The organism is Robbsia sp. KACC 23696, from assembly GCF_039852015.1.
Taxonomy (GTDB): Bacteria; Pseudomonadota; Gammaproteobacteria; order Burkholderiales; family Burkholderiaceae; genus Robbsia.
In genome coordinates this window covers 2,674,665-2,698,560 of record NZ_CP156626.1, presented here as the reverse complement: position 1 = coordinate 2,698,560, position 23,896 = coordinate 2,674,665, and the positions used below count along the sequence as shown (strand labels likewise).

The following is a 23,896-nucleotide window of genomic DNA, read 5'->3' as shown; positions in this document are numbered from 1 at the left end:
GCCGGGAAAGCGCCGGCACTAAGGTGAAACGGGCGGCCCTGAGGCCGCCCGTTTCATTATCAGCGGTGTACCGCCGCCAATTCGCTTTCCGGTACTTCGCCGTCCAGCGCGCCCGGATTGCTTTGGCGGCTGAGCAGCTCGCGGTACAGGCCCGGTCGCGCGCGCAACACGCTCGGCGCGCCATCGTCGATGACCTTGCCCTGATTCATCACGACGATACGATCAAAGCCCTGCAGCGTCGACAGACGGTGCGCGATCGCCACCACGGTACGGCCGCGCATCAGACGATCCAAGGCCTGCTGGATCGCGACTTCCGATTCGCTGTCCAGTGCAGACGTCGCTTCGTCGAGCAGGAGGATCGGCGCATTCTTCAAAATCGCCCGCGCGATGGCGATCCGCTGCCGTTGGCCACCCGACAGCTTCACGCCGCGGTCGCCAACGATCGTATCGAATCCTTCCGGCATCGCTTCGATAAATTCCGTACACCGCGCTTCGCGGGCCGCGGCATGCACTTCCTCTTCGGTGGCATCCGGGCGACCGTACTGGATGTTCTCGTAGACGGTGCGGTGAAACAGCGAAATGTCCTGCGGCACCAGCGCGATGGAATGGCGCAGGCTGTCCTGCGTCACGCCGGCGATATTCTGGCCGTCGACACGGACTTCGCCGCCTTGCGGGTCATAGAAACGCTGGAGCAAGGCCAGCACCGTCGACTTGCCGGCGCCCGAGCGACCGATCAGGCCAACGCGCTGCCCCGGCTCGATCGTCAGATTGAAATGCTCCAGAATCGGATCGCGACGCGGGTAGGCAAACGACGCATCGACAAAATCGACGCGACCGCCTTTTTCAACCAATTGCTTGGCATCGTCGGTGTCGGGCATGCCGTGCGGTTGCAGCAGCGTTTCGACTGCCTCGGCGAGGCGGGCCACGTGCTGCGTGACATCGACCAAGGCGACGGCGAGGTCACGCGTGCCGTGCAGGATCGTGAAACCGAGCGAGCTGACCAGCACGATATCGCCCGACGTCGCTTGGCCTTTCTGCCATAAAATCAAGGCCCAGCCGAGCAATCCCGCGGACAGCAAGGCCGTGACGACCGCGTGCAACAGCCGCAGTTTTTCGAGATAAATCAGGCTGGCGGTGCGGGCGTGCATTTCGTCGCCGACCGTGGTGGCGAAGCGTCCCTGCTCGCGGAACGTGGCGCCAAAAGCGCGGACCAGTCCCATATTGCCGATCACGTCCACCAGCTCGCCGTCCACTGAGGCAGCGCGTGTGGCGAACGCGTGATGGCGCTTCGTCCCCCGTCCGGCGAGCTTGTAGAGCACGTAAGACAGGATCGCCGACGAGGCCAACAGCCCCGCCGCCATCATCGGATTGACCGCGATGATCATGAAAATGGCGCCGACCACCGCGATGCAAGGCGGCAGCACGTTCCACGAGAACGTGTTCTCGGCGATATAGCTGGCATTCGACGTGGCGGTGATACGGCTGGCCAGCATGCCCGGTTGCTTCTCGGCAAAGAAACTCGGGGAGTGTCCGCTCAGGTAGCGGAACAGATCCCGTCGGAGATCGCCGGTGACCTGAACGAAGGTATGGCCGGCGATCCAGCCGCCGACGCGCCATGACAGGTTATCGGCGGCAATCAGCGCCACCAGGATGCCGAAGGCGGACCACACGGCGGTATTGTGCTCGCGGCCTTGGCCCAAGACGTCGATCAGGTGTTTGATCGCATATTGAGATGCGAGAGCGCACCCAACGGCGAAGAACACGCTGACGAGCACCACCAAGTGCGAAACCGGGCGGCGTTTGATGTAACTGAAGAGGAACGCCAGCGGGCGCTTGGCGTAGTTCGCCATCGCCGCGTAGTGCGCATTACGTTCGGCCGGCGAAAGCTGCTCGAAAGCGGTATCGGTCGGACCGTTATAAGAATTCGACATATTTCTGGACCAGGTACGGATCGAGGCGGATCAAAATGTGCGGTTCGAACGGGTGACGTCCGGCGCTTGCGCCAACGGACCGCGGAGCAGGTAGGGCAGCAAAGACCGGCAATCGGCTGCAAAAAATCATCTACCGCTCTTAAACAGTCTGCCATCGATCGTTGTCGGCTGCCGAGTACGTGCCAATGTGTCGAAATAAATCCGACCGAGGCACATGTCCCTAGGCAGGCGGACAAGTCACTGTACGCGAGCACCGTGTACGCGTGATTGTCTTAGTGTTTCATTAATGTAACAACGTAAATAGTTTGAAAGTTGCCAAAGACAGCTCCCAGGCGTGCATGGATAATCCGCCGTGTCGTACCCTGGCATTGACTTACTGTGTCATCGCGCATCGCCCTATGGCACACTTCGTCAAGGCAGCCGACGGTCGGATCACGTTCGACTGTTTGTCTTATTTTTAGCGTATCCCGATATATTCCGAAAGGGGAATTGCAATGCGTATCGCCCAGATCGCCCCGTTGCACGAAGCCGTACCGCCGAAACTCTACGGCGGCACGGAACGGGTCGTATCTTATCTCACTGAGGCACTGGTGGAGCTTGGCCATGATGTGACGCTGTTCGCCAGTGGCGACTCCGTGACGACGGCGAAGCTGGATGCGGTCTGGCCGCAGGCATTGCGCCTCGACCCGACAATTCGGGATACGGTGGCACCGCACATGCTGCTGGTCGAGCACGTCCGTCAGCGGGCGGAAGAATTCGATGTGCTGCATTTCCACATCGATTACTACCCGTTCGCGCTGATGAGCCGTCAGTCGGTGCCGCATATGACGACGATGCACGGCCGGCTCGATCTGCCGGAACTGCAGCCGATCTTCCGTGCGTTCCCCAACGAATACGTCAATTCGATCTCGGACCACCAGCGCAAGCCGCTGCCGCAGGCGAACTGGCTGACGACGGTACTCCATGGCCTGCCGGAAAAGCTACTGCAGCCGCGCAAGGACATCAAGCCGAGCTATCTGGCCTTCCTGGGCCGTATCTCGCCGGAAAAGGGCCTGGACCGCGCAATCCGCATTGCCGCGCGTGCCGGCCTGCCGTTGAAGATCGCCGCAAAGCTGGACAACGCCGACCGCGCTTACTATGAGCGCGATATCAAGCCGCTGCTGTCCCAAGCGCACGTCGAATTCATCGGCGAAATCGGCGAATCGCAAAAGGCCGAGTTCCTGAGCGGTGCGCATGCGCTGGTGTTCCCGATCGATTGGCCGGAGCCCTTCGGTCTGGTGATGATCGAAGCCATGGCGTGTGGCACGCCGGTCATCGCGTATAACCGCGGTTCGGTGCCGGAAGTGATCGACGACGGCAAGTCGGGCTTCATCGTCGAAGACGAAATCGGCGCGGTGGCGGCGATCAATCGCTTGCACCTGCTGCCGCGCGACGGCGTGCGTCGATGCTTCGAAGAGCGTTTCACGTCCAAGCGCATGGCGCTCGAGTACGTGAAGGCCTACGAGCAGTTGATCGATATGCAGCGCCAGCAACGTCCGTCGTTGCGTGAAGTCGGCGCCGCGAAGTAAAAAGTAGGACGCGCGGACATCGCGTGATACCCACGATTCCAGCAGGGCCGTTGTGTGGAAATACAACGGCCCTGTTTGCGTTTCAGTCGGGTTTCCCGGGCACCTGGTGATTTTCCGGTGACGTACCGTAGTGCTCGCGGGTTGCGATCATCGATCGTGAATCTTTCTGTTTGCTTTCGATCGATCATGCCACGAATCAACGGCGTAAATTCCTCCGGTCTTTATAATGCAGGGCAAGGTTCCCGCGATCGATCGGAGAAGGAGCAGTGCTGAGCACGCAGCAGGAAATAGAAGATGCCGCACCAGGAAGCGGTGCAATGGTCGCCTTGCGCGCGATCGGGATGTTGTTCGCGGCGCGTTGGTTGCAGGCGATGTCGGAGACAGGGTTTTCCGAGGTATTGCGCGATATCGGCTCGTCGCCGATCGCGATATTGCATCTGCTGTACATCTTTTTGTTGATCGCGCTGCCGGGTGCACGACCGGGGCCGGCGCATCCGTATCAACCGTTACCCGCCTGGCTGCGTCAGAGCCTGCGCGGTCTGTCCCTGCTGTGTCTCGCACTCGCGGTGGCGTCGATCATTGCCTTTACCTTGAGAGCGGGCTTGCCGGCATTGGTCGAGGCGGTCAAGACATCGAACGGCTGGCTTGTAATGGCGCCGGCACTGTACCTGCTGGCCAGTTGGCTCTGTCGGCGTCGCGCCTTGTGGCGCACACGTGCGACGGCGAACCGGTTTGCGATCGGCTCGATTGGTATCGCGTTGGATCCGGAGGCGCGCACGGTCGTGGTCTGGGATCAAAATCGCCAAATCGGACAGTATCTGGCAAGCGAGCTTGGTCTGCAACAGGCCCGCTCGGGCCTGTTCACCCGCATCGAACTGATCTGGACCTCGCTCGCCGCGGCCGGACATAATCGGAAACGGGTGTTCCGCGTTCGCTCTTTCAGCACCCGCGATCGCGCGTCCGCGCTGGCCCTGGATACGGCATTGAAGCGACTCTGATGCCGCGTTGATGCGGCTTTTCGCTTACCTTTCGCGGGCCGCGTCGCGATAAACCGTCAGACGTTCACGCGTATCGCCTTGTCGGGCACCATCCCAATAATGTTGCCACGATGCGGATGAGGCGGATGTGGCTCTTGCGTCGATTGGCGTCGGCAGGCTGCCCGGGGATTGCACGATGACCCAGCGACAACCCGACGTTGCCAGCGCCGACGCGTTGGCGACCGGCTTTGCCGTGCGACCGGTGAAATACTCCAGCATCGGTGCTTCCGACTCGCCCAGATGAACTCCCGCAACGCAGTCGTCGGCACGCCAGTCGTGCACCCATTTGAACGCGAGGTTTTCGTAGACGGGGCCATAGGATTTCGCGCGGTCGATCCAAGGCAACAACAGCGTATTGATCAGGCCCCATACGAGTGTGGTCCCTGCGCACCAGGACATGACGCCGCGCCAAGGACCGGTGCGACGCAGATAACACATCAGGCTCAGCCAGCCGATGCTCAGCCCGAGCGCTGCGCCGATGGCGATCCAATGGCTGTGCAGTAGAAAATCCAGCGGTAACCAACGTCCGAGTTGCTGCGTTGCGACAATGCCTTGCTGCAGCGGGCGGGAAAACGCGGTGAGGGCGTCCGGGTCGAGTGGCGTCTCGCCGGGTCGTGCCTCGTCGTGGCCCCATGTCCGCACGGCCCAGACGAACCACACCAGCAAGGCCAATGCGCCAAAAAGCATGCGGCAGGCCCAGTCCCAGCCTATGCCGGTCAGCGGCGACACAATGCGCGCCGCCCATGCCGAGAGGCGGCCGCTGGGTTCGCAAGTCACCAGTCGCTGCAGCGCCTCGAAGGCCAGCAAGGCGGCTGGGACGGTGAAGGGCAACAGATATAACTGGCGTACCGTCGCCGACTGGGCCAATGCGACCACGCCCATACCGGCGAACAGCGCGGCGATGCCCAAGGTCGGAATACGCAGGCGGCCCCATCCGCCGAATACGAGCCCCACGAGCGCCAATGGCCCAACCGGGAAACAGACGCCCAGCATCGCTTTCCAAATCAATCCTGGCTCGTTTCCCGAACCCAGATGCGCGACGGAAAATCCGAGAAAGCGGCCTACGTTGTTGTCCCAAAACCAGACGAGAAATAAATCAGGGGAAGCGCGATATAGCAGCGCAGGCCAGATAAGCAGGAAGGGCGCGCTGCTGAGCAGTGCAATGCCGAACACCGCCCAGTAACGAACGCTCCGACAACTGCGATAGCAGATGGGCACCGCGAGAGCGGTCAGCAGGAACAGTCCCGGCACAAAGACGCCTTTGGACAGGAATGCGATACCGACGCCAATGCCAAACAGGATGGCCTCGCCAAACGGCAAGGGGGCGTGGCTGGCGGTCTTTGTTGCCGGCATCGACGGATGGGCTGCGTCGTTCGACATCCAGATAGCGGCCAGTGCCACGCCTTTTCGACACGCGTCATCCAAGGCGCATGTTTGCGCGATGCGGCAGAGAGCCGCGAACGCGATCGCCGTGCCGGCCAGCAGCGATACATCGGAAAACAGATCGTGCGTATGCTTGACGACCAGCATGGTGCCGGCGAACAGCGCGACAGTCGCAGGGGCGGCGAAGCGTTGGCCGGCGTTTGTGCTGCCGACCTCGTACGACGGCACGGCGAAATCGATGCGCGAGGCGACGCCTGCTGCCGCCCTGGCGACGAATCCGAGTGTCAGCGCGGTGTAAAAGGCGGACGCGAGACGGGCGCCGTCGTGTAACGGCAGGAACGCGCGCATCGACCAGGCGAAAGCGCTCGCCGTCCACATGAACCAGGGCGGCTTTTCCAGGAACGGTTGGCCGGCGTTGATAGGAAGCAACCACGCATCGGTGCGCAGGAAATGGTTGATGATGCCGAAGGTATAGGTTTCATCCTGCTTCCAGGGTTCGTGGCCAAGGATCCCTGGAAAGATATATGCCAATACCCATGCGATGCAGGCCGCTTTCATCCCTATGCTGGCGCCGCTGAGACCTGGCAGTACAAACCACTGGTTCGATGTGTTCGATGTGGTCGACGTCAACGTGGCAACGCGAGGGGCGCGCGGCATCATTGCCCCCTCGAAACGGCTGCGCGGCAGGAGGGGACGCAAAATCTTTGGTATGGCATTTAAAGTCGGAGTGCTAAGTATTTTTGAGAATGTGGAGGAGAACCGAACCGGGTCCGCGCACGGCAAGCAAGATTATCCGTTTTTCGGCGCTAGGCGAATCGATATATCGCGTTTCGGACAGTCCAGGCCTGTCGATTTGATGACTCTCTCACTTTATCCAGCCATTCGCAATGTGATATTCAGGCGTTCGTCGCCGACAATCGGGTGGTGCGCGGTTTTGACCGGCAGGACGCCATGGAAGCGGAGCCGATCCACGCCGCCCCATACCACCACGTCTCCATGGATCAGCGGCACGCGTTGCGTCGGATCACTGCGTTGCAAGCCGCCGAACTGGAAGATCGCCGGGATGCCGAGAGATACCGAGACGATCGGCTGGCGCATATCGCGCTCGTCCTTGTCTTGATGCAGCGACATTTTCGTGCCGGGCAGATAGCGATTGATCAAGCAGGCATCCGCGTCGAAACCGTCGAAACCGGCGGCGCGTGCCGCCGCCCGGCCGAGGTCGCGGATGACGTCCGGCATCGGCGGCCAAGCCGCACCGGTCAGGGGGTCTTGCCGGGCATAGCGGTAACCGCGCCGGTCCGTGATCCATCCCAGCGCGCCACAATTCGTCAGTGTCACGGACATCGTATAGCCGCCGGGCGTCACCATCTGGCGGAACGGCGCGCCCGCGCTGACCGACGCGACGGCAGACAACAGGCCGTCGGCGACGGGCAGGGCAAAGCCGCGTAGAAGGACGCTCTGCGCGCCCAGCTCGACACGCTCGGGGAGGGGGCTGGCGGTGTTGTCGTCAGCGAAAAGGTCGGCGGTATGCATGTCACTATTCTAGCGCCGTCGGCGGATAGGGCGCGGAACGCGCACAATCATTTGTAAGACAGATCATTATTGTCTTGTGTGTGGTATCGCTTGATCGGAAGCTGGTTCATTCCTACAATGGGCCGCAATACACACCTTTCTCGACCTTTCGCCTGAGCATCGATACAGGCTGGGTGGTCCTTACAAGGCAATTTCGGCATGGAAAGCATCACAGAGGCACTCGGAGCGGGCGCGTCGGCGTTGACTTCGCTGCTGGGCGGCCCGCTGCAGCAGGCGCGGCTGCTGCAATTGGACACGCCGCTTGACAAGAACGCGCAGGGCCAACGGACCGGCACTGGCGTCTGCGTGCCGCATCGTGTGCTGGGACGGTCGAGTGCGGCGGACCATTTTTCCTTCACTGTCGATGCGGTGTCGGCGCGCGACGACATCCCGTTGAAGGCGCTGATCGCCCAGCCGGTGACGTTGTGGATCCAGCAGGACAGCGGCACCGGGGGGGCCGGCGTCGCGGGCGCCGGCGCCAGCGGTGATCGCAGCGGGTATGCGCCGCATCATGGGTATGTGCATACGGCGCGGAGGCTCGGCGGTGATGGCAGCCTGACCACCTACCAACTGGAATTCGCGAGTTGGCTCCATTTCCTGAAATTCCGCAAGGACGCACGGATCTGGCAGGATAAGACCGCCGACCAGATCATTACCGATGTATTCCAGGTGCATCCGCAGGCGCAAGGCGCTTTCCGCTTTGTCTTGTCGGGCGCGCTGGCCCAAAGGTCGTTCTGCGTGCAATACGAGAGCGACTGGGATTTCGTCCATCGCCTGATGGAGCAGGAAGGGCTCTACGGCTATTTCGAGCAGGCTGCCGACGGCACGCATCACACGTTCGTCATCACGGATCAGCTCGACACGTTCCAGCCGATGCAACCGCAGCAAGTGGCTTTCTCGCGAGCTGGCACCGGCGCGCAGACCGATGCGCTGACGCAATGGAGCGACACGCGCACCTTGCAAAGCGTAGCGCTGAGCACGCGGACCTACGACTACAAGGCGCCTGCCACGGCAGTGCAACCGAAGGCCACCGCGACGCAGACAATGGCCACTCAGGGCGATCTGCCGCAGCAGGCGGAAGTCTACGAGTACACCGGCGCCTATACCTTCAATGCGCAGGGGCGCGGCGATACGCTGTCCAAGATCCGAATGCAGGAGTGGGAATCGCGCGCGAAGCGGTTCCACGGGGTGGGCGGCGTACGCGGCGTCGATGTGGGTCGGTGGTTCGAGCTGACGTCGCATCCCGCGCTGGCGTTGGACAGTGCCGCGCAGCGGCAATTCGCGGTGCTGGCGGTGCAATGGAGCATCGAGAACAATTTGCCCGTTTCCCTGGACGCGACCGATTATCCCGGTAGTTTGAAAGCCGAACTCGCGGCTATCCGAAAACGCCACCAGGACAGCGCGCAGGATCATGCGAACACGGTGACCGGCGTGATTCAGCGCGCGACGGGCTTGCTGTCGGGCAGTGGGCAGAGCGCGCGGGCAAGTAGCAATGCAGCGGGTGATAGTGCCGGCTTCTATCTGGTGGAAATCGAGACGCAGCGTCGGACGGTGCCGTACCGCGCTCCCTTCGCGCATCCCAAGCCGCCGATGACATTGCAGACCGCGACGGTATCGGGCCCGCAAAACGAAGCGGTTTATACCGATAGCTTGAACCGGATCAAGATCCTGATGCATTGGGATCGCATCAATGGTGGCGACGAGAACGCGTCGTGCTGGGTTCGCGTCGTGCAGTCGGATGGCGGGGCGTCGTACGGCAGCGTGCATCCGCCGCGCGTGGGCGAAGAGGTCATCGTCGATTGGCTCGATGGCGACTGCGATCGCCCAGTGGTGGTGGGTCGCGTCTATAACGGCAGCACGACGCCGGACTGGCATTCGAACGGCATCCTGTCCGGCTATAAGTCGCGGGAGTACGGTGGCAGCGGCTATAACCAGTTGGTGATGGACGATGCCAGCGGACAGAACCGCGTCCAGTTGGCAAGCTCCAGCGCTGGTACGCAACTGCATCTGGGCTATCTGATCGCACAGTCGGGCAATACGCGCGGTGCCTATCTCGGAACGGGCTTCGATCTGTCCAGTGATGCCCAAGGAGCGGTGCGCGCGGTGCAGGGCTTGTATCTCGGCACGCATCCGGCAACGCAGCAGCCGATGGCCGTGGACACCGCGCGCGCGCAGTTGCGTGCGTCGTATGACGCGGCGGATGCATTGTCGACGGCATCGACCACGGCCGGTGCCGCTTCCCTCGCCGAGGGGCAGGCTGCGCTGAAGGACTTCACCGATGCGACCGAACATACGCAGCAAGGCGCGGTGGCGGGGAGCGCGGCGGATAGCAGCAGTGGGACGAATACCGCGGGCGGTGGCACGGGGAACGCGAACGGGTTTTCGAAACCGGTGATGTTGCTCGCGTCGCCATCGGGGATCGGCCTCTCTACACAGGATGCGATTCATCTCGCCGCGAACGATCAGACGACGGTGGTATCGGGGCAGGGCACGAATTTGGCCGTGGGGCGATCGTTGCTGGCGAGTGTTGGTCAGTCCTTGAGTTTGTTTGCGCAGAATGCCGGCATCAAGTTGTTTGCCGGCAAAGGCGCGGTGCAAGTTCAGGCGCAGGACGACGCGATCGAAATGACGGCGCAGAAGGGCGTGAAGGTGTTGTCGGTCACCGATCTTATCGAGATGGCGGCGGACAAGGATGTGCTGTTGACGAGTGGCGGCGCATATATTCGGATCTCGGGCGGGAATATTCAGATTCACGCGCCTGGGCAGGTTGATATCAAAGGCGCGGATCATCCTTTTTCGGGACCGACCAGTCAGGGCTATCCGCTGCCTTCGCCCCGGCCGGATACCCCCGGGCAGTTGGAGATTTTCCACGATTATGTCGCGAAGGGGGCGCCCGTTGCTGGAGGGAGATATACGGTAGCGGATGCCGATGGAAACACATTGCGCAGTGGCGCATTGGATGCCAGCGGCCACACGGTGGTGAGCGGGATTCCGGCTGGCGCGGCGCGCGTCACGTTAGGCACCGATCCGCGTAACCCGACGACCACACCGATCGCTGTCGAAGAGACGTTCAAGTGGCCCTCGGAAGGCGTGAATGGAAACGATGCAAGTGCCGCATCTTCAGCCAGTTCGGTGGTGCCATCACAAGCCGGTACCACTTCCGCGCTTGGCGCGACCATCAAGGACGAAGCAACACAGCGTGGTAGCGCTGCGTTGCTCGGCGTCGCGGGCAATATCGCGCCGCAAGCGACACGCGTTGCGTCGGCTGCACGTTCGGCTCTGCCGCTATTAAAGGGAATGTAACAAGATGGCAACTGCAGCGGCAAGCGCGGGCACCAACACCGCAGCACCGGCGCCGGCAATTTATGGGACAGTTGCTCTGGCTGCGAGAATTCCCGCCGCGGATGCAGGGGACGCACTGCATCGGATCGATGAATGGCTGCGTGAAATAAGCGCCGGTTATCTGACGCTGGATCGCGTCAAGACTGCGGCCAACGTCATCCCCGTCGTCTCGAATATTCTCGCGGCAGCCGATGTGATTCTTGATATACGCGATATCGCGATGTCGAAGGAATCGCCCGGCGTGTTCGACTGGTTGAATTTGGGCATCGATCTTATCGGCGTGATTGCGGTGGCCGGCGGGGGCGAGGTGCGCATGGCGGCTCGGCCGTTATTGCATCTCGCGCGCGAGAACGTCTTGCGTCTGGGAAAGGATGCGGCACAGGCAGGCGTGCAGTTAATCGGCGATGCGGTGATCGAGATGCTAGTAGCGCATCTTCAGTCCCATTTTCAGGGCGAGATCGAGGCATTCCTACAAGCGTTGCAAGGGATGCTACAGGGGTTTCTGAGCGCATGCGCCGACAAGGCACAAGAGATCATCAACGCGCTGGCGCAAGTGTTTGAGGATGCTGCCGATCCCGAGCATAGCAGCCTGCTAGCCGCGGGACAGAACCAAAAAGCATCGGAAGCTGCATTGGACAAGGCATCGAAAGCATTCGATGCGCATAATCCGCGCGCGGTCGCGTCGGGCTTGTTTCACTACCTCGCAGAAGGGGCGACCGCACTTGTCAAGGAAGGTGGGCAAAAGGCTGCTTCCTTGGCAGGCCCGCCGCCGGCGGAAGTCGTTGCCATGCTCAAGGGCTTGGCGTCCTCGCTTCGGCAAAAGGGGCCATTGATCAAGCAGAAAATCTTGGCGCTGAACGGCAACGACGTTGGCGAATTGATGTGGCTGATGCAGATCCTGCAGCAATCGGTGCAAATGTGGCGTCGCCGCAAGCACAAGGCGGGATCGGTTGTCGGCATTCTGCCGAGCGGTACGGCAAAGGTCGAAGAACATCGGCCTGACGGCGCGTTGGAGCATGTGCGCGGCGCTAAGGAGGCGAAAGGTGCAGGGGCGGGCTGTCCTGCGATATGCGAGATAGGTGCTGTATCAGGCTCGGGCGGATCGATCAGTTACGCTTTGGGCTTCGAACGATTCTCGCACGAGGACTTCACTATTCCGGGGGCACTTCCGATCGTTTGGGAACGTACTTATCACTCCCGTCTCGAATCGTACGATGACGGCGATCTCGGTGCGCGATGGACGACACCGTTCAGCACACGCATCGACGAGCGTTCGACCGGTGCGCTGCAGTATCACGATGCGCTCGGAAGAACCCTGTTTTATCCGGCGCTGGCGGTGGAGGCGACTCATGAGGACCTGACCGAATCGTTGACACTGACGCGCGAGAGCGCTGATTGGCTCGTCGTGAAGCGTGGTTCGGAGATGACGGAAGCGTATGAGCGTCGTGGCGCGCACTATCGGCTTGCTTATATTCAGATGCGTAATGGCACGCAGGTGGTTCTCGACTATGACGCGAAGGATCGTCTGAGCCGGCTAGGGTATGCGGAAGGCGTGCTCGGGTTTCGACACGATGCGTCAGGACGTATCGCTGAAATTCTGCAGTTCGACCGGAACGGCGAACCTGTCGGTACTCACCCTTTGGCGCGCTACCAATACGACGCGAAGGGAGACCTCGTCGTCGCCTTCGATCGCTATGGCAACCGTCGCGACTATACGTATCAGCATCACCTGGTCACGCGCTATACGGATCGAACAGGGCGGGGCATCACGCTGGAGTGGGATGGCACCAACGCCAGTGCGCGATGCGTGCGAGAGTGTGCCGACGACGGTAGCCTCGACATTCGGCTGCATTGGCACGACGATATGCGCTTGACCGAGGTCAGCGATGCGAGTGGCGCGCGGACGCTTTATTGGTACGACATCGACGGGTATGTTTATCGTGTGCAGCAAGCCGATGGTAAAGAGGAATGGCTGCATTGGAATAAGCATCATTGGCTGACGCAGCGTGTGTTTGCGGATGGTAGTCGCGAGCGTTATGAGTATGATGCTCGCGGGAACCGAACGCGCACGTTCGGACGCACCGGTGACGTGACGGAAATGCGCTATGACGACAAGGATCAGGTCGTCGCGTTGGTCGATCCGGTTGGCGGGCATTGGTTGCGTGAATATGACGATGTGGGGAATGTCGTTGTCGAAACAGATCCGCTGGAACGCAAGACGCAGTATCAATACGACGGTGCGGGACGACCGACGACGATCGTCGATGCCAAGGGCGGTACCAAAAAGCTGGCTTACGATGCATCCGGCAACCTGATTCGCTACACCGACTGCTCCAGTAAGACAACGCAGTGGAAATACGATGATGCAGGCCGTCTGCTAGAGACGCGCGATGCGACAGATGGCTTGACGCAATACGCGTATGGCACGAATGGGCAGTTGGCCTCCGTTGCGACGCCGGCGGGCGTGGAGCGTGTGCAATATGACGCTGAGGCACGGTTGCTGGAGCACGAGGATGGTCTTGCTCGGATTACGCGCTATGACTACGACGCGGCTGGGCGCATTCGTGTGCGGCGTGACGCGTTGGGGCAGACGCTTTCCTATTCGTATGACCGACAAGGTCGGTTGAGCAGCTTGGTCGATCCTAATGGGGCGCAATATCGGTTCGCGTATGACCCTGTCGGCCGCTTGCTGGAAGAGGTTGGGTTTGACAGCATTGCGACGGAATACCGCTACGATGAAGGTACTGGTAGGCTGAAAGAAATCGAAGAGGCCGGGCGCACGACGGGGCTAATCGTCGATGCCGCTGGCAGAGTGACCCAGCGAGGCGATGCGAAATTTGCCTATGACCAAGCCGGACGACTTGCTTACGCGAGCAACGAATTCAGTAAGACGTCGCATTTCTATGATGCGGTTGGTAATCTGATTCGCGAGCACCATGCTTATAGCGTGTTCGGCGACAAGCGCAGCTATGTATGGCGTCATGAGTATGACGCGCTAGACAATCGCATTGCCAGCGTACGGCCGGATGGGCATCGGGTGGATTGGCTGCGGTACGGTTCGGGTCACGTGCACGGCATGCTGATCGATGGTGCGGAGCACGTGCAGATCGAGCGGGATGATTTGCATCGCGAGACGTCGCGAACGCTAGCGAATCGGATTACGCAGAACACGCGCTATGACGAAGCCGGGCGTTTGCACAAGCAGACGCTGACAAGAGGCGGGATGCCGTCGGCGTTTGCGGTGCGTGAGTATCGCTATGACCGTGCCGGGCAGCTCACGCACATTCAGGATAGCCGGCGCGGAGAGATCGCTTATCGCTATGATCCGGTTGGACGCTTGCTTGAAGCGAATGGTCCATTGGGCAGAGAGCGGTTTGCATTCGATCCGGCGAGCAATATCGTCGACTTGCCGAATAGCGCGTCAAACAATAGCGGGAACAGCCTTGCCGATGCGTATGCGCGTAAAGATCTATCAGGTGAGCGAGGGCGTGGGCGCGAGGAGAATAGCTTTGGCGCTGAAGTGCCGAAGGTGCTTGGGAATTTGCTAAAGGGTTACGCGGGTACGCACTACGAGTACGATGCGCACGGCAACCTTGCGATGAAGACATCGCCGCGCGGGCAACAGCGGTATGAGTGGGATGGGTTTGATCGGTTGGTGCGTGCCGATGTGGCAGAGACGGGAAGGCGGCATCAGGCGAGGTATTTCTATGACGCGTTTAGTCGGCGGATCGCGAAAGATGTTGATGGCGAACAGACAGTTTTTGGATGGGATGGGGATCGGCTAGCGTTCGAGACGATGGGTGCGGGTAGTACGCATTACTTATACGAAGCTGAGACCTTTGTGCCTCTGGCGCAATATCGAGCTGCAGCCGTCAGCGGTATCGAGACGCCTACGTGGCAACCGGGAGATCGCTACGTTCCGGAGAGCGATCCGCTGATGCAGCCGCCTTCGGCAGATGGCGATATGGTGATGTATTACTACCAGTGCGATCAGATCGGGACGCCGCACTACCTGAGCGATGCAAGAGGCGATATCGCTGTCGAGATGTCGTATAAGGCTTGGGGGGAAGCGCGAGAGGTGATCAGTGATGCAGCGAAGGCGGCTGGGATCACGAATCCGCTGCGGTTCCAGGGGCAGTATTTCGATGCCGAGACGGGGGCGCATTACAATCGGTACCGGTATTACGATCCGAACCACGGGCGTTTCATCACGAAAGACCCCATCGGTCTTTTCGGGGGTGTCAACGCCTATTTGTATGCACCAAACCACGTCGAGTGGATTGACCCGCTAGGGTTGGCGAGATTGAGTCTCCCGGGAAGTCGTCCGGGAAAAGATTTTACTAAAGCGGGGAAGGCGATAGTCAAGCGCGAAAACGCAGAAAGCAACGGCGGCTTGATGACTTGCACGCAGTGCGGTGAAAAGGTTTTGAATGGGGCCCAGCATCAGAGCGGCGTTACCCCCCCAAACAACGAAGCGCATGTTGATCACATACAGCCAAAATCTAAAGGAGGATCTGGAACGCCAGAGAATGGACAGGTCCTCTGCAGAGTCTGTAACCTAGACAAAAGCAATACATGGTGAGGGAGAACGATGCAAAAAGTCTTTTTTACGTTGGACGTCGTAGATGATTACCCTCCAGTTTCGGTGGAAAGCCTATGGTCAGAAAAATTGCCCTCCGGATTTTTTAAAGTTAAAAACATACCTTTTTACACGAAGCAGGCTAGTTTTGACGATGAGGTACATACAGTAGTCGGGGTCGATGGCGAGCTTGTTTTTGATCGCATTGCCCAGCCAAGTATGAACAGCACCGTGAGATTAATCATATTTGACGAAGCGATTTCACAGATCAAGTTGATACAAGATACGTTGGTGCAAATGGGTTGCGCCTGGGAGGGGCTAAGTAAAAAATTCTTGTCGGTGAATGTACCGTGCGAAACAAATCTAGATAACGTTCTGGTTTTTTTAGACAAAGCGAGCGACGACGGTTGGCTTGATTACGAGTTTGGCATGATTCGTCAGTGAGCAACGTAGAAAATGATGATAGATCGGAGCGCCGTCGCGATGTTGACGTTCAAGATCTTCTTGCCAAGCAAGCGCTGCTATTCTTGCGGGTACCTGACAACGTTGAGGCCAGAACTCCGGCCGTGTCAGCATCTCCATCGTTTCACGCCTGTCGTTTTTCCTAAACGCAACGGCATGGCAAGCCATTAGATTAAGGCATAGACCATGTCTGGAGATCCAAGGGGCCGTTCCACAAGCGAAACGGAGGGTAAACGGGCTGGGTGTAGTTATTCATTTTCGAACTGGCTGAACAGCTCAGGTGGGCCGTTAGTAATGATGGAGGAAAGAAAGGCGCATTTATGGACGGGCGTAAACGGCACGACCGCGGATTACGAAGTTGCATGCCAATCCGACGATTATGCCTCCCAGATATTGTCGCATGGAGCGAACGTCCTCATTCTCGGTGATGAGCCGCTTCAGACAATGGTTGCCATCGGCAGCGGTGTTCAGTTGCTTGTGCGGTGGAAATGGGCTGACAGTGACGCTGACGTTCGATCTGCTATCGAGCAACTTGATCTCAGTGCTGCATCGCCGATCGAAACGTTAGCGATTAATTGGCCGAGTGAATCGCTGGTAATTTTTGATTCCGCCGACACTTTTAATCCAGCGGCAAATTTGAAATTTTCGGCATCGGTCGGTATGAATGCTGTATCAACATTCATACATGAACCGACACCAAGGCTCTCACTCCTCATTCACGCCGTTAGAGCAATGTAGTAAAAACGGCGGCGCAATACCTTTGATGCCGAGATGTCAAAGGTGTTAGGGAGTCTGCTGAAGGGTTAGGCCGGTACACATTACGCGTACAAATGCGCACGGCAGCCTAGCTATAAAGACCTCGCCCGCGGGCAGCATCGGTATGTAGTAACCAAGTCACGCCGGACACGGGGTTCAGTTTCTCCTCTGCGATCGCTGGCGCAACACTGTCACTGAACTGATGTGGTCGTATCCAGTTGTACCGCTGCATCAGGTGATAGCTGACGTCGCGATGTGCTTCGTCATCACGTCTAATCCGGCGGTCAGAGCCCGTTCCGCCCGGGGACGAATGCTCGAAAGTTCATGGGTTCGACTTGCTCGAAGATGCAAAGGCGATTATCGAAACGTGGTGGCTCAATGAGTAGCTGCCTGCATGGGTGATCGGTGACGATACGTATGCGCTGCTCGCATCTCCTGGGCTGGCGTTCAACCTGGCGAACGCAGTCGCCAGCGCCGAGATGTACGCGGCATGGCGAGAGGGCGGGGACAATCCGGTAACGCAGGCGTTTCTGGAGAAAGTCGTTCGTGTGCGCGCGAAGCCGATGGATGCCACGGCACGTGGACAGAAGTCCAGAAAATGATGCGCGCGATAGCAATCTATCGCGCGCGGGGCAATGCATGCGCTGTCATTCCATCGGCGTGACGACAGGCCCGCTCGATGCGGCCCCGGTCGTCGTCGGCGCCTGGCGAAGATAACGCACCGTACACGCCAGCAGAATCGCAACCAGAATCGTCTCGGCAATCAGCGTCGCCACGATGGCATGCAGATATTGCCCGTTGCTCGAGTGCAGTGCTTGCGCGAACACACCGCCCAACAGCGTTGCACCCAGCGCAAAGGCAGCCTGCTGGAGCGTGCTCAACATCGCACTGCCGCCGCCGGCCAGATGCATTGGAATCTCCGACAATCCGATGCGGAAGAAGTTGCTGACGATAAACGCTTGCGCGAAACCGATCAGAATCGATGCCGGCACCATGGCCCACAGCGTCAGATGCGGCCAGGTATGTACCAACGTGAAGATCAGTGCGACCAGGCCGACGATCTGCAGCGCGCACGCACACAGCAGGGTAGGGAGCTTGCCGAAGCGCTCCACCATCCGCGCTGTCAGCATCGCGGAAGCGAAATAGGCGGTGCCCAGTGCGATAAACGAATTACCCGATTGCAAGGCACTCATGCCGACGCCCACCTGCAAAAACAGCGCCATCGCGAACATGAAGCCGGACCAGCAGCAGAAAAACAAGATGCCGAGCAGCAAGGCAAACCGAACGCTACCGACGCGCAACAACGAAGGCGGAAGCAGCGGCATGGGGAAGGGCGAAAGCTTCGCGCCGACATGGTTAAGCAATACCGCGGCGGGTTCCAACGGCGCGCGACTGGCTTCGTCCTGCAAGGCTCGGCGCTCCTGACGCTGTTCGACGCGCCACAAGGCCCAGCCGAACACCGGCACGAACAGCAGCGGCACGATGCTCTCCCAAGGCCAGTGATGCACCGGACCCACCGACAGCGGCACTAGCAGACACAGAATGACCAGCGACAGCAGGATCGTTCCCGGCCAGTCGATTCGTGAAGCGCGGGGCGCCAATGTCTCCGGCAAGGCTTTGCGCATATTCCACAACACGATCACGCAAATCGGCAGATTGATGAAAAACACATTCCGCCATCCCAGGCCGCCGATATTCAGCGTCACCAGTAAGCCGCCCAGCACCTGACCGATCACGAACGCCAGGCCGCCTACCCCGCCATAAAGCGCCAGGGCACGCGAGTGTTCACGTCCCTTTAGCGTGACGTGGATCATCGCAAGAATCTGCGGCACGATCAAGGCGGCGCCTACCCCTTGCAACATCCGTGCGGCAAGCATCAGCGGAACGCTGCTAGAGAGGCCGCATAGCAGCGAGGCGATGCCGAAGAGGGCGACGCCCCAGCCAAAGACGCGCCGTCGACCCAAGCGATCGCCCAGCCGGCTGCCCATCGCCAGACAGACCGCAAACGCGACACCATATACGGCGACGACCAGCTCGAGCTGGGCTTGGTTGGCGCCTAGCGCTTTGGCGATCGGGTCCAGCGCGACGTTGATGATCGAGAAGTCGATCAGCGGCAACAACTGGCCGGCCAACAGGATGTAAAGACCGGAGCGTCCGAGTCGCGGAGTGTCGTTTTGCATGTGAGGCGCAATGCGGGAAAAGTGACCGCCGTCTGGAATGACGGCAGGTCCCTTGTTTTTATTGGAATTCGGTAGGGGGCGATCGACGCTTCGCGCGCGATGCAGGCGCATCATATGCCCATTAGGGAAAACGCGCGCCGGCGCTGATGAAAAGGCGCACTTCGAGTGCGGATAAGCCGCTTCTCTCCGCTTGGGAATACTGCTCCACCATCGGAAAAAATCGGCTGCGCACCGTAAGATGGCGTTCAGGAAAGCGGCAAACAGGCTGTCGGCACGACGGCCGCCTTGAAACAGGAGAAACGATGAGCGACGCAAAGCTGCCGAGCCACGCTGAAGGAAAGCATGACGCGCAAAGCCGCGATGGCGCACCGCGCGCGCAGGGAGCCGATCCGTCATGGTCGCTTCAGTCATTGATCGACGCGCTCGCGCTCCAGCCGCATCCGGAAGGGGGGTATTACCGAGAGACTTACCGCGACGAGGTCCGCGTAGTGCGAGAGTCAGCGCTCTCGGAGCAGGCCGACGCAACGCCATCGGTCGACGACAGCGCCTTTCGCAGCGCCTCCACGGCGATCTATTACCTCTTGTGCGGCGATGCGTTTTCCGCCTGGCATCGTATTCGTTCCGACGAAATCTGGCACTTCTACGCGGGCGACGCACTCGACGTGCATGTGCTGCGGGCCGATGGCAGCGCGTACGTCAGGCATCGCTTAGGCAATCCGCTGCAACAAGGCGGCATCCTCCCGCGCGAGACACGCGCGGATGCCGATACGCACGCATCGGACGACGCACCGGTGCCGGTATTTCAGGCCGTCGTCAAAGCGGGGGATTGGTTCGCCGCGGGTCTTCCGCCCGCCAAAACCGCCGCGCCATTCGCGCTGGTCGGTTGCACCGTCGCGCCCGGTTTCACTTTCTCCGATTTCGAGATAGCCGACCCGGCGCAACTCCGCGCGTTGCATGCCGCTTACCCGGCTCACACGGCCTTGATCGAGCGCTTCACGCGACGCCCGGAATCATCGCCGCACAACGTGCCATCTCACGCGTGACCCAGTCGGCGAAGCGCCGGCATTTCGGGTCGTCATCGAGCGAATAGGTCGACAGCAGGCAATAGGCGGAGCCGTCGCGCACGAAGCCATGGGGCGCGATCAGATGCTTGCTGGCCAGTTCGTCCTGAACCATGAAATACGACGACATGGCGATGCCGAGGCCGGCCACCGCCGCCTGGATGCAGAGGTAGAAGTGCTCGTAGTCGATGCGCGCGCTGCTGCCCAGCGTCAAGCCGCTGGCGACCGACCAATTCTTCCATGCGTTCGGCCGTGACTTGGTGTGCAGCAACAGTTGCCGATCCTCGGGCTGATCGAAGGCCTCGCGGCTGGAGACGGGGCCGACCCATTCGTCGCAGATCGTCAGCGCCTGCACGCTCGTGTCCCAGGTGAAGTCGTTGCGTCGCAATGCGAGATCGACACCTGTTTTCTGGAAATCGATCGGACCGCCGGCCGCGGACAGATGCAGCTGGATATCCGGATGGGCATGTTGAAACGACGGCAGCCGCGGAATCAGCCATTTCATCGCGATCGTCGGCTCGCACGACAGCACCAGCGTGTTCTCGTGCGCCTGCTGGCGCAGCCGATGCACCGTCCCCTCCAACTGGTCGAAGATCGACGACGTAGTGGACTGTAACGCCCGCCCCGCGGCGGTCAGGAACACGGCGCGATTACGTCGCTCGAACAAGGCCACCCCCAACGCGGCTTCCAACTGACGCACTTGGCGACTGACGGCGCCGTGGGTCACGTGCAGGCTTTCCGCGGCTTTGACGAAACTCTCCGTCTGTGCCGCTACGTCAAAGACTTTGAATGCTCCTAACGGTGGAAGCCGCATGGCGTGGTCCTTAATCAACCGTTTGTTTGATGGATCGGTGAGAAATAGTAGCAGATCAAGGGCAATTTAAATCGCTTTTGTGAATCGTCAAAGGACTCAATAATCTGTTTGCGCCGCGACGTTCCATTAAACGTTCCGGTTGACGATACCTACATATCCAGGGGGCGTGATGATGGAGCAACTGTTTGAACACCGGCCGCGTTCGACACCAGAGCATCATGCGCAAGTCTCGCTAAATCGTGAGGCTGCCAGTTTGTGCGAATTTATCGCACAGAAGGATTTCTGCTTTTTGCCGGCGGGGAAGAGCCGGCGTCTGTTGGGTACCGTGGCCGACGTGGCCGCGGAAGAATGGCAGCAATTTGCGGAAAGTTGGAACCGTCTGTCGCTGGACACCTTCATGGGCGATGGCGGTCGCTATCGCTACCGACGCCATGGCGTCTACAGCGCGCTGCCCTCCGGCCGCCGTGCCTATCCGGAAGCGCCGCAGCCGCATTACCAGAGCCTCAACTACAACCATCTGAACGGTGGCGTGCCGCGTCACTTCGAGCCGATCGAGGCAACCGTTGCCCACAGCGAGGCAATGACGGCGATTTTGACGTTCTGCTGCGAAATCTTCGGTCGACTCGCGCCTTACTACGCCTGGCATATCGAAGTGCATCAGTTCCGTATCAATGCGACGGGCGGCGAGGGCTTACCGACGCCGGAAGGCATGCATCGCGATGGCGTGAATTTCGTCTTTATGATGCTGATGGATCGCCAAAACGTTTGCAATGGCGAGTCGAAAATCTCGGATCGACATGGCGAGCGTCTGGCCGCCTACACGATGGCCTCGCCGTTCGACGTCGCCATCGTCAACGATGAACGGGTGCTGCATGGCGTGACGCCGATCGAGCGGATCGAAGCCGATCTCCCGGCATATCGCGACATGCTGGTGGTGACGTTCTGTAAGAAATAGCACCGGCTTGTCGGAGTCGCCGTCCGGCGCGCCAGCGTTATCTGCGTGCGGCACCGGGCGGAGGTGGCAGGCCATGAAAGAAAGATCGAACAAATGCGGAGAGAAGGATGAATGAACTGCTCGCAGTTGCGCTGATTACGGTATTGGCGGTGATCAGCCCTGGACCCGACTTCGCGATGGTGACGCGCAACAGCTATGCGTTTGGCCGTCGGGCGGGCTTGGTGTCCGCATTGGGTATCGCGATCGGCGTGCAAGTGCATGTGATGTACACCGTGTTCGGCGTGGCCATCGTCATCGCGCATTCGCCTACGTTGTTCACCGTCATGAAGTTGATCGGTGCCGGGTATTTGATCTACATCGGATACAAGTCGCTGACGAACACCAAGAAGTTGTCATTGGATCTGGATCAGGGCGGCGGCATCTCGATGTTCACCGCCTTCCGTACCGGCTTCCTGACCAACGCACTGAATCCGAAGACGATGCTGTTCGTCGTTAGCTCCTACACCCAGGTGGTGAAGCCGGGCAGTCCCTTGATCGTGGACTTCGGGTATGGCCTTTTTATGTCGGTTGCCCACTGGGCCTGGTTCAGCCTGGTCGCCATTTTCTTCTCGTCCGAGGTACTGCGTCGCACGATGCTCGACAAGCAACGTGCGGTGGACCGGGTGATCGGAACGGCGCTGATGGGCCTGGGAGTGACTTTGGCGCTGTCCGGCGTCGCACACTGACGGAGAAACGCGGATGAACAAGATTGCTTGTATCGATCTGGAAGGCGTGTTGATGCCCGAATTGTGGCCCTACCTCGGACAGCAGACCGGCAACGACGCCTTCCTGGCCACGACGCGGGAAGTACCGGACTACGACTGGTTGATGCGCAAGCGCATCGATGCATTGCGCGAAAGCGATCTGCGGCTAAAGGATGTGCAGGCGATCTTCTCGGCCTTGTCGCCGCTCGACGGCGCGGAAGCGTTCCTCGATACGCTGCGGGCGCAGGATTACGAGATCCAGATCGTGTCCGATTGTTTTCTGGAACTGGCCGCGCCGATCCTGGCGCAGTTGGGCGGTCCGCCGGCGCAATGTCATCGACTCGAAGTGGATCACGGCGGTTTTGTCACGGCCTGCGCTTTCGCGCCGCGGCGTGGCAAGGAGGACGTGGTCCGGCGCTACTTGAACGATGGTGCCACCGTGCTGGCCGTCGGCGATGCGTTCAATGATCTCGCCATGCTTTCTCTCGCGACGCACGGTTTTCTACTGCGGCCGTCGATTCCGACGCGCGCCGCCGCGCCGCATTTGCGCACGGTCGAACGCCTCGATGACATCACCGAGGCGATGTTCGGTGACGATCTGATGCGTCATTGTGGGCCGCATCATCCGTCGCGTAACGCCGTGACGACGTGGACCGCACCGGGCTTGCGCGTCAATTGACGCGGCGCCGCGCCGAATATCTCTCGGGCGCGTGGCGGTGAACGCTTTACTCGTAGCACGCAGTATCGGCATTTAGCAGCACGCAGTACGGCAGCGGCTTTCCGTTGATCCGAATCGTTTCATTTTTAAATCAGAAGGGGGTATGCGATGAGCCATGCGATGAAGATGTTGGATCTGTCCCAGGCCAAGGTTGCCGTCCTCTCCGGTGGTATCGAATCCGCGATGCTGCGCGCGGACGGTGCGGCGTTTTTTGTCGAACTGGAGACGCGAAATGCGGGAGCGGCGGTACTGGTGACATCGAATCGCCGGCGCCCTCGCGCGTTCCGCAATCCGATCAAGGCGCTCGAAGTCATCATGCGCTTGGGTCTGGAAGCGGGGCAGTTCTCGCTGGAAGGGTGGAAGCCGGAGCAAGCCGAAACGGAACGTCGCAGCCGTCCGGATCGCGCGATGGCATTGCGGCAGACCTACGCCAACGCGGCAACCTACGATCGCTGGGTGCGTGAGCAGAGCCTGGACGATGCGATGAACGAACCGATCAGCGGCGATCGCCCGCATGCCGCGGAACGCGCCGACGCGATGCTGTCCCAACCCCGTATGGCCTCGATGCGCAAAGGCTGAGCCGACACCGGCATTGCGCCGCGATTTTTGAGATGCGTCGGGGCGTACATCGGCATTTGAAGGAATTTGTAACAAAATCAAAGCGTGTTGGCGGTTGTTGGTTGGAGTTGTGTGCTGGGCGCAGAAAGTATTAAAGATGTGTGGGAAGGCGGCCGTAAACGAACGTATGACGATTCGCCTAAACTCCGCCGGCGCGTCGTATGCAAGGGCCGAAAG

Annotated in this window: 17 protein-coding genes; 12 read left to right on the top strand and 5 right to left on the bottom strand. The window is 60.1% G+C overall.

Translation table 11 applies throughout. The annotated features are described in order from the left end of the window. Positions 1–59: 59 nt before the first annotated feature. Positions 60–1,931: an ABC transporter ATP-binding protein gene (locus ABEG21_RS11240; RefSeq protein WP_347554692.1), complete on the bottom strand. Its 1,872-nt coding sequence runs from the start codon at positions 1,929–1,931 to the stop codon at positions 60–62. A gap of 494 nt (positions 1,932–2,425) precedes the next feature. Between ABEG21_RS11240 and ABEG21_RS11235 the strand changes: the two genes are divergently transcribed. Beyond that, on the top strand, positions 2,426–3,499 hold the full coding sequence (locus ABEG21_RS11235; protein WP_347554691.1) for a glycosyltransferase family 4 protein: 1,074 nt from the start codon (positions 2,426–2,428) through the stop codon (positions 3,497–3,499). A 317-nt stretch (positions 3,500–3,816) separates the two neighbouring features. Then, positions 3,817–4,497: a hypothetical protein gene (locus tag ABEG21_RS11230; protein WP_347556742.1), complete on the top strand. Its 681-nt coding sequence runs from the start codon at positions 3,817–3,819 to the stop codon at positions 4,495–4,497. 24 nt (positions 4,498–4,521) lie between these two features. On the opposite strand, the gene ABEG21_RS11225 is transcribed toward ABEG21_RS11230, so the two are convergent. Both ABEG21_RS11225 and alkB read right to left on the bottom strand, forming a co-directional pair. Further along, positions 4,522–6,579, bottom strand: a complete 2,058-nt coding sequence (locus ABEG21_RS11225; RefSeq protein WP_347554690.1) for a glycosyl transferase — start codon at positions 6,577–6,579, stop codon at positions 4,522–4,524. A gap of 210 nt (positions 6,580–6,789) precedes the next feature. After that, a complete protein-coding gene (alkB, locus tag ABEG21_RS11220; RefSeq protein WP_347554689.1) occupies positions 6,790–7,452 on the bottom strand; it encodes a DNA oxidative demethylase AlkB in 663 nt (220 codons plus the stop codon). A 198-nt stretch (positions 7,453–7,650) separates the two neighbouring features. On the opposite strand from alkB, the gene ABEG21_RS11215 reads away from it, so the two are divergent. The 5 genes from ABEG21_RS11215 (at position 7,651) to ABEG21_RS11195 (ending at position 17,232) form a co-directional block, all read left to right on the top strand. Further along, complete coding sequence (locus ABEG21_RS11215; RefSeq protein ID WP_347554688.1) at positions 7,651–10,794, top strand: type VI secretion system Vgr family protein; 3,144 nt, start codon at positions 7,651–7,653, stop codon at positions 10,792–10,794. Between the two features lie 4 nt (positions 10,795–10,798). After that, complete coding sequence (locus ABEG21_RS11210) at positions 10,799–15,415, top strand: RHS repeat-associated core domain-containing protein (RefSeq protein ID WP_347554687.1); 4,617 nt, start codon at positions 10,799–10,801, stop codon at positions 15,413–15,415. A gap of 9 nt (positions 15,416–15,424) precedes the next feature. Continuing rightward, positions 15,425–15,856 (top strand): DUF4265 domain-containing protein, encoded by a 432-nt coding sequence (locus ABEG21_RS11205; RefSeq protein WP_347554686.1) that lies wholly within the window; start codon positions 15,425–15,427, stop codon positions 15,854–15,856. A 204-nt stretch (positions 15,857–16,060) separates the two neighbouring features. Next, a complete protein-coding gene (locus ABEG21_RS11200) occupies positions 16,061–16,612 on the top strand; it encodes an Imm21 family immunity protein (protein WP_347554685.1) in 552 nt (183 codons plus the stop codon). Between the two features lie 416 nt (positions 16,613–17,028). Then, entirely contained in the window at positions 17,029–17,232 is a 204-nt protein-coding gene (locus ABEG21_RS11195; RefSeq protein ID WP_347554684.1) for a hypothetical protein, read from the top strand. A 45-nt stretch (positions 17,233–17,277) separates the two neighbouring features. Here the strand turns inward: ABEG21_RS11195 and ABEG21_RS11190 are convergent, their stop codons facing one another. Then, positions 17,278–18,810, bottom strand: a complete 1,533-nt coding sequence (locus ABEG21_RS11190; protein ID WP_347554683.1) for an MFS transporter — start codon at positions 18,808–18,810, stop codon at positions 17,278–17,280. Positions 18,811–19,112: 302 nt separating this feature from the next. Between ABEG21_RS11190 and ABEG21_RS11185 the strand changes: the two genes are divergently transcribed. Next, complete coding sequence (locus tag ABEG21_RS11185; protein WP_347554682.1) at positions 19,113–19,853, top strand: cupin domain-containing protein; 741 nt, start codon at positions 19,113–19,115, stop codon at positions 19,851–19,853. On the opposite strand, the gene ABEG21_RS11180 is transcribed toward ABEG21_RS11185, so the two are convergent. Beyond that, positions 19,804–20,685, bottom strand: a complete 882-nt coding sequence (locus tag ABEG21_RS11180; RefSeq protein WP_347554681.1) for a LysR substrate-binding domain-containing protein — start codon at positions 20,683–20,685, stop codon at positions 19,804–19,806. The genes ABEG21_RS11185 and ABEG21_RS11180 overlap by 50 nt on opposite strands. Before the next feature lie 169 nt (positions 20,686–20,854). Between ABEG21_RS11180 and ABEG21_RS11175 the strand changes: the two genes are divergently transcribed. The 4 genes from ABEG21_RS11175 (at position 20,855) to ABEG21_RS11160 (ending at position 23,680) form a co-directional block, all read left to right on the top strand. Beyond that, a complete protein-coding gene (locus ABEG21_RS11175; protein WP_347554680.1) occupies positions 20,855–21,640 on the top strand; it encodes a 2OG-Fe dioxygenase family protein in 786 nt (261 codons plus the stop codon). Between the two features lie 107 nt (positions 21,641–21,747). Continuing rightward, positions 21,748–22,365: a LysE family transporter gene (locus tag ABEG21_RS11170; RefSeq protein WP_347554679.1), complete on the top strand. Its 618-nt coding sequence runs from the start codon at positions 21,748–21,750 to the stop codon at positions 22,363–22,365. A 13-nt stretch (positions 22,366–22,378) separates the two neighbouring features. Then, positions 22,379–23,062: a bifunctional phosphoserine phosphatase/homoserine phosphotransferase ThrH gene (gene thrH, locus ABEG21_RS11165; RefSeq protein ID WP_347554678.1), complete on the top strand. Its 684-nt coding sequence runs from the start codon at positions 22,379–22,381 to the stop codon at positions 23,060–23,062. Positions 23,063–23,221: 159 nt separating this feature from the next. Continuing rightward, positions 23,222–23,680, top strand: coding sequence for a hypothetical protein (locus tag ABEG21_RS11160; protein WP_347556741.1), 459 nt, complete (start codon positions 23,222–23,224; stop codon positions 23,678–23,680). Positions 23,681–23,896: the final 216 nt, after the last annotated feature.